At 70.9% G+C, this 6,751-nt stretch carries 7 protein-coding genes; all 7 read right to left on the bottom strand.

Annotation, left to right across the window (positions count from 1 at the left end):
• The coding region (locus tag HEQ75_RS17410) for a translation initiation factor IF-2 associated domain-containing protein (RefSeq protein WP_168032969.1) at window positions 1–244 on the bottom strand (244 nt) is incomplete at its 3' end.
• Between the two features lie 155 nt (window positions 245–399).
• The gene (locus tag HEQ75_RS17405) at window positions 400–1,026 is read right to left on the bottom strand and encodes an RNA-binding protein (protein WP_328734249.1); all 627 of its coding nucleotides are present in this window, start codon (window positions 1,024–1,026) and stop codon (window positions 400–402) included.
• Window positions 1,027–1,078: 52 nt separating this feature from the next.
• A complete protein-coding gene (gene nusA / locus HEQ75_RS17400) occupies window positions 1,079–2,782 on the bottom strand; it encodes a transcription termination factor NusA (RefSeq protein WP_328734245.1) in 1,704 nt (567 codons plus the stop codon).
• Window positions 2,783–2,786: 4 nt separating this feature from the next.
• Complete coding sequence (rimP, locus tag HEQ75_RS17395; protein ID WP_168032965.1) at window positions 2,787–3,422, bottom strand: ribosome maturation factor RimP; 636 nt, start codon at window positions 3,420–3,422, stop codon at window positions 2,787–2,789.
• Between the two features lie 163 nt (window positions 3,423–3,585).
• On the bottom strand, window positions 3,586–4,296 hold the full coding sequence (trmB, locus tag HEQ75_RS17390) for a tRNA (guanine(46)-N(7))-methyltransferase TrmB (protein WP_168032963.1): 711 nt from the start codon (window positions 4,294–4,296) through the stop codon (window positions 3,586–3,588).
• Window positions 4,297–4,390: 94 nt separating this feature from the next.
• Window positions 4,391–5,578, bottom strand: coding sequence for a methionine adenosyltransferase (gene metK, locus HEQ75_RS17385; protein ID WP_168032961.1), 1,188 nt, complete (start codon window positions 5,576–5,578; stop codon window positions 4,391–4,393).
• Window positions 5,579–5,750: 172 nt separating this feature from the next.
• Window positions 5,751–6,527 carry a 4-hydroxy-tetrahydrodipicolinate reductase gene (gene dapB, locus HEQ75_RS17380; RefSeq protein ID WP_209318619.1) on the bottom strand — a complete coding sequence of 259 codons (777 nt, stop codon included), beginning with the start codon at window positions 6,525–6,527 and terminating at the stop codon, window positions 5,751–5,753.
• Window positions 6,528–6,751 lie beyond the last annotated feature (224 nt).

Raw genomic sequence — 6,751 nt, 5'->3', positions numbered from 1 at the left:
CATTGCCGGCCGGGCGCGGGCCTGCCGCGCCCGGCGCCGCGGCGCCGGGCTTCGTCGGGCCGGGGGCCGCGACGGGCGTCGGCGCGCGCTTCTTCAGCACCTCGACCTGCACAACCTTGCTGCGCCCATGGCTGAAGGACTGGCGCACGCTGCCAGCATCCACCGTCTTGCCCAGTTCCAGGCGTCCACCCGGCCGGAGGGAGAGCCGGCCCTTGGCCGCATCCTGGTCGTTCTGGTCGCTCATCCGCCGATCCGAACCTGATCTTTCGTCCGTCATGTCCAGCCGCGCATATCGCGCGGCACCCTGTGCTTCCGCGCAAGCGCGGGTGAAGTCTAAACCGCGCTCCACCCATCGGAGCACAGCGATCGATCCCCGGTCGCCGCCGGGGGGCGGTCCGCCTAGGGGGGCGCCGTGGGGGGGTTTCCCTCCGGCGCGCGACCCTTGCTGTCGGCTGCGGCGGCGACGCCCGCGAGCCGTGCGGCTTCCGCCGCGATCGCCAGCGCCAGCTTGCCCGGCGCCACCGCAACATGCACCGCCCGGTCCCGACCGAACAGCGCCCCGAGCTCCTCGCCCGTCAACGGCGTCACCGCCGGGACCTGCCGGAGCCCCACCAACCGGGCCCGTTCCGCCGCGCTGCCGTCCGAAGCCTGGACCAGCAGCGCCGCGCGCCCCGCCTGCAGCCATTCCAGGGCTGCCTGCCACCCACTCACCGCCTGCCCGGCCCGCCGCGCTAGGCCGACAAGATCGCGAACCCGGCCATGAAGCCCGGTTTCGATCCGCGCGCGAAGGTCGGGGGGCACGTGCACCGCACCGCGCGCAGCCTTGGCAAAGGCCCCGCGGGATGCGGCCCGTTCTATCACATCGGCCCGGGCGCTCAACCACATTCCCCGGCCGGGCAGCCTTGCCGTCAGGTCGGGGACCACTTCACGGTCCGGCGACAGCACGAAGCGCAGCATCGCCTCCTTTGGCAGACGCTCCCGCGTCATCAGGCAACGCCGCAGAGGGCCGGTCTCCGGCTCCTCCACCTGGTCGCCATCCGGCGCTGCATCGATCTCGGGCAGTGCCTTTGCCGCGTCCTCAGTTCCGGTCTGCGTCGTCCGTCTCCCCATCCGGCGTCGCGCCGCTCTCGTCTTCCGCCATGCCGTCCAGCTCGTCCTCCGGCGCGGCGTCCGAACCCTCCTCGGACATCGCATCCGCCTCGCCCTCGGAACCCTCGTCCTCGGCATAGTCGCCCTGCGCCGCGGCCAGGGCGCCGACCACATCCTCGTCGCCGAACCAGCCGGCGGATTGGCGGGCGGCGAGGATCACGGCATTTGCCGTCTCCTCATCCACCGCGTCGGTGCCCAGGATCTCGACCAGCTCGTCGCCGGCGAGATCCGCCAGATCCTCCAGCGACTTCACGCCCTTCTCGCCCAGCGCAACCAGCATGGCGGCGGAGAAGCCGCCGACCTCGGCCACCGCATCCTCCACGCCCATCTCGCGGCGCTTCTCGTCCATCTCGCCCTCGCGCTTGTCGAGGAAGGCCTGGGCGCGGCGCTTCAGCTCCGCCGCCACATTCTCGTCGAAGCCCTCGATCCCGGCGAGTTCCTCGTCGTCGACATTGATGATGTCCTCGATCGAGCCGAAGCCCTCGGTCACCAGCAGGCCGGCGATGACGTCGTCGACATCGAGCCCCTCGACGAACAGCCCGCTGCGCTTGCGGAAATCCTCCTGCCGGCGTTCCGATTCCTCGGCTTCCGTCAGGATGTCCACATCGTAGCGCGTGAGCTGAGATGCAAGGCGCACATTCTGGCCACGACGCCCGATGGCCAGCGAAAGCTGGTCGTCCGGCACCACCACCTCGACGCGCCGCGCCTCGTCGTCCAGCACCACCTTGGTGACCTCGGCCGGCGCCAGCGCGTTGACGATGAAGGTGGCCTGGTCCGGCGACCAGGGGATGATGTCGATCTTCTCGCCCTGCAGTTCCTGCACCACCGCCTGCACGCGCGAGCCGCGCATGCCGACGCAGGCGCCGACGGGATCGATGCTGCTGTCGCGGGAGATCACCGCCATCTTGGCGCGCGAGCCAGGGTCGCGCGCCACCGCCTTGATCTCGATGATGCCGTCATAGATCTCCGGCACCTCCTGCGCGAACAGCTTGGCGAGGAAACCCGGATGCGTGCGCGAGAGGAAGATCTGCGGCCCGCGCGGTTCCTCGCGCACGTCGTAGATGTAGGCGCGAACCCGGTCGCCGTTGCGGAAGGCTTCGCGCGGGATGGTCTCGTCGCGGCGCAGCAGGGCCTCCGCCTTGCCGAGCTCGACCATCAGGTTGCCGTATTCGGTGCGCTTGACGACGCCGTTGATGATCTCGCCGACGCGGTCCTTGTATTCCAGGAACTGCTTGTTGCGCTCCACCTCGCGCACCCGCTGCACGATCACCTGCTTGGCGGTCTGCGCGGCGATGCGGCCGAAATCGATCGGCGGCAGCGGGTCGACGATGAACTCGCCGGCCCGGATGCCGGGGCGGATCTTCTGGGCGATGCGCAGCGAGAGCTGCGTCGCCTCGTTCTCCACCGGCTCCGCCTCCACCACCTCGGTCCAGCGGGAGAGCTTCACCTCGCCGCTCTTGCGGTCGATGACGGCGCGGATGTCCTTCTCATGGCCGTATTTGGCGCGGCCGGCCTTCTGGATGGCCTGCTCCATCGCCTCGAGCACCTCGTCGCGCTCGATCATCTTCTCGCGGGCGACGGCATCCGCCACCAGCAGCAGTTCGGGGCGCGCGATCGCGACATCCATCGCCATGGCGTCAGTTCCTCTTGGAGGGCGGCTCGGCAGCCGGTTCGGGTGAGCGGGGGTCGCCAGGGTCGGCGCCGGCGTCGGTCTCGGCGTCGACCTCGGGCGCAGCGGCGGCCAGGCGGGCCGCGGCGGCTTCGGCCAGCGCGGCGCTGTGTTCGATCAGCGCATCGGTCAGCACCAGCTTTGCACGGCGGATGTTGCCGCGCGGCACCACCACCTCCGTGCCATCCTCCAGGCGGAGGCGCACCTCGGCGGCATCGGCGCCCAGCGCGATGCCGCGCAGCCGCCGGCGATTGTCCTGCGGCACCTGCAGGTCGACGCTGGCCAGCTGCCCCGCAAAGCGGTTCCAGTCCTTGGTGCGGGTCAGCGGCCGGTCGATGCCGGCGGAGGACACTTCCAGCGTCCATTCGCCGCGGATCGGGTCCTCCACGTCCAGCACCGCGCCGACGGCGTGGCTGATCGCCTCGCAATCCTCGACGGTGAAGGTGGTTTCGTCGGCCCGATCGGCCATGATCTGCACCACCGGCCGTTCCTTGCCGCTGACCTGCACGCGGACCAGCTCGTAGCCGAGCTGGCCGAGTGCCGGGAGGATCGAGGTGGCGATCCGGGCCTCGAGGCCCTCGTGATGGGGTAGGTCGTCTTCCATGCGCAAGCGTCCAGACGAGACGCACGATGTTCCGCCGCAGCCGGGGCCAGGGATCGGCCAACAAAAAAGGCGGCCCGGTTAGGGGCCACCTCCCGGACTACTCGGAAAGCGATCTCGTACGACCGATATAGCGTCGCCTTCCGGGCACCGCAAGCACCGCCCCTCAGCGCCGGGTGAACACCCACCAGATCGGCTGCCGGCCCGCGCGCACCGCCTTCGCCTCATAGCGCGTGCCGGGCGTGCCGGCGGGACGGACCAGATGGCGTTCCGCCAGGGTGAAGAAGGCCTGGTCGGCGAAGACCTCGGCGACCCAGGCCTGATAGGTCGGGTCGTCGCTCGCGATGCGCCATTCGCCGCCCGGCCGCAGCACCCGGGCGACCAGCGGCAGCAATTCCGGGTGCACGAAACGGCGCTTGGCGTGGCGGGATTTCGGCCAGGGGTCGGGGAACATCAGCATCAGCCGGTCCAGCCCGGCTTCCGGCAGCAGGCCCAGCAGGTGCCGCGCATCCTGCGGCCACAGCTTCAGCCCGCGCGGCAGCGGCGCCGTGGCCTCCTCGCCATCCGGCACCAGCCGGGTGAGCAGGGAACACAGCCCGTTCTCGAACACCTCGGAGGCGATATAGGCCACGTCCGGATGGGCCCGGTGCTGCTCCAGCGCGTGCTCGCCACCGCCGAAGCCGACTTCCAGCCACAGCCTGGCGCCGGGCATGCCGAAGGCGGCCAGCGGATCGGCGGCCTGCCCGGGGGTGAGCCGCAGCCGCGGCAGGGTGGCGTCCAGCAGCAATTGCTGGCGCGGCCGCAGCTTGTGGCCGCGCTGGCGGCCATAGAGCCGGTCCGGCACGCCCTCGGCCAATGGCGGGCGGTCTGCGGTCATGCGAGGGGCCTCAAACGAAAAAGGGGCGACGGGCTTGCGCCCGCCGCCCAATCAGGCAGGACCGGCCCGCGCCGAAGCGCCGGCCGGGTGACGATCAGCGGTTGAAGGCGCGGCGGATTTCCTCCGCCAGATCGGTCTTCTCCCAGGTGAAGGTGCCCTTCTCCAGGTCCGGCGTGCGGCCGAAATGGCCATAGGCGCTGGTCACCGCGTAGATCGGGCGGTTCAGGTGCAGATGCTCCCGGATCCCGCGCGGGGAGAGGTTCATCAGCCCGTCCATCACCTTGGCCAGCTTCACCTCGTCCACGTCGCGGCCCGTGCCGTGCAGGTCAAAATACACCGACAGCGGCTTGGAGACGCCGATCGCGTAGCTGACCTGGATGGTGCACTTGTCCGCCAGGCCGGAGGCGACGACGTTCTTCGCCACGTAGCGCGCGGCATAGGCGGCGGAGCGGTCGACCTTGGTCGGGTCCTTGCCGCTGAACGCGCCGCCGCCATGCGGGGCCGCGCCGCCATAGGTGTCGACGATGATCTTGCGCCCGGTCAGGCCGCAGTCACCGTCCGGCCCACCGATGACAAAGGTGCCGGTCGGGTTCACATACAGCTCGTTGTCCGGGCACATCCAGCCCTTGGGCAGGCTGCTCTCGATGATCGGGCGGATCATCCGCTTGATCTCGGCCTGGTCCAGGCGTTCCTCGTGCTGGGTCGAGACCACCACGCTGGTCGCGCCCACCGGCTTGCCGTCCACGTAGCGCAGCGTCACCTGGGACTTGGCATCCGGCAGCAGCCCGGCCACGGCCACGTCGCCGGCGCGCCGCATCTCGGCGATGCGGCGCAGGATCAGGTGGGCATAGTACAGCGGCGCCGGCATCAGTTCCGGCGTCTCGGTGCAGGCGTAGCCGAACATGATGCCCTGGTCGCCGGCGCCTTCATCCTTGTTGCCGGCGGCATCCACGCCCTGCGCGATATGCGCGGACTGGGCGTGCAGGTGGCATTCCACGCTGGCGTTCTGCCAGTGGAAGCCTTCCTGCTCATAGCCGATGTCGCGGATCGCCATCCGCGTCAGGTGCATCAGCAGGTCGGGCGTGACGCTGCCCGGGCCGCGGGTCTCACCCGCCAGGACCACCCGGTTCGTGGTGACGAGCGTCTCGCAGGCCACGCGGGAATAGGGATCGGCCGAGAGGTAGGCGTCGAGCACGGTATCCGAGATGCGGTCCGCCACCTTGTCCGGGTGGCCTTCGGAAACGCTCTCGGACGTGAAAAGATATTCGCCCTTGTCGCGCATGGCGTGATTCGGCCTCTTGTCGCGGGAGGGCCGGTACGCCCCGGCCTGGCTGGATGGCCCCGGCGGATCCGGGACAGCGGCGTATTGCAGTGCGATGTGGCGGGGTCAAGGCGGTTCGCTGAAAGAGATACCGCAGATACACGTCCCGGTTGTGATCGTGGCGCGCGGTGGATCAACGCATCCCCAGCACGTCCATCATGGAATAGAGCCCGGGCGCCCGGCCCCGCACCCATTGCGCCGCGCGCACCGCGCCGGTGGCGTAGGCGCGGCGGTCGAAGCTGCGATGCGTCAGGGCGATGTGTTCGTTCGCCGCGGCGAAGACCAGCGTGTGCTCCCCCACCACCTGCCCGCCGCGCAGGGCCGCGAAGCCGATGGCGCCCGGCTTGCGCGGGCCGGTATGGCCGTCCCGCCCGCTTTCGATGCCGGCTTCCTCCAGCGTCGTGCCGCGGCCGGCGGCCACCGCGCGGCCCATCGCCACCGCGGTGCCGGACGGTGCGTCCACCTTCTGGCGGTGATGCATCTCGACGATCTCGGCATCGTATTGCGCGCCCGGCAGGGCGGCGGCCATGCGCTCGGCGAGCGCCAGCACCAGGTTCACGCCGGGGGCGAAGTTCGCGGCATAGACCACCGGCGCGCGCGCGGCGGCTTCCGCCACGGCGGCTTCCTGCGCGGCGTCGAGGCCGGAGGAGCCGAGCACCAGGGCGCAGCCCTGCGCGGCGGCCAGCCTGGCATGCGGCACGGCTTCCGCGGCCTGGGTGAAGTCGATGACCACGTCGCTGGCGGCGAACAGCGCGGCCGAATCCGGCAGCACGATGGCGCCGTCCGGCGCCGCCTTGGCGGAGCCGGGGCGCAGCGTGCCGCCGGCCAGCACCAGGCCCGCCAGTGCCACTTCCTCCGCCAGCAACCGGCCCATGCGGCCGGCGATGCCGGCGATTCCGATTCGGATCATGTCAGGCCCCCCCGGGATGCGCGGGTGCCACGTTGGCCGCGAGCGTCATGCCGGGTCAATGGACCCGCAGGCGCGCCACCGGGGGAGAAGGAGGGGGGGCGGGCGGCGACACGGGTTGGGACCTGGGAACCGTGTCGCCGCCTGCCGAGGCCGCCGCAGGGGGGATGCGGCGGTTGTCGGAGCAACGCGCCGCCACCGGGGCGCGTTGCACGGCCGCGAAAAAA

The organism is Falsiroseomonas selenitidurans, assembly GCF_012103215.1.
GTDB lineage: Bacteria > Pseudomonadota > Alphaproteobacteria > Acetobacterales > Acetobacteraceae > Falsiroseomonas > Falsiroseomonas selenitidurans.
Note: the sequence above shows the minus strand (reverse complement) of the source record. Positions and strands in the feature narration are given on the sequence as shown.